General features: G+C 53.9%; 1 protein-coding gene. It reads right to left on the bottom strand.

The genetic code is table 11. The annotated features are described in order from the left end of the window. Positions 1-297, bottom strand: a 297-nt coding sequence (locus tag J9892_RS17640; RefSeq protein ID WP_210538639.1) for a hypothetical protein, incomplete at both ends; no start/stop codon positions are given.

Here is a 297-nt window from a genome sequence, read left to right as displayed (position 1 = left end):
AGCAATGACACCAAGGCGGCGGGATTGTCCTTGATCAGTCCGGCACGGGCTGCCCAGGTCATGATGGCCTTGAGCAATGCTAATACTCGATTGCAGGTGGCCGGTTTCCATTTCTCGATACCGATAATGCGGTTTCCAGCGGCTACCGAATACGCTAATGCCTGATGGTTCTGATGAGCTGATCGCCCCGTTGTCAGCTGACAATCGAGTTCGCTGGAGCCAGATTTCCATTTCACGCTACCGATAACGCTAATGCCTGATGGTTCTGATGAGCTGATCACCCCGCTGTCAGCTGAC

Origin of the sequence: Aeromonas sp. Prich7-2 (genome assembly GCF_017939255.1) — a bacterium.
GTDB lineage: Bacteria > Pseudomonadota > Gammaproteobacteria > Enterobacterales > Aeromonadaceae > Aeromonas > Aeromonas caviae.
The sequence above is the reverse complement of the archived record's forward strand: the minus strand, read 5'-3'. Positions and strand labels throughout refer to the sequence as shown.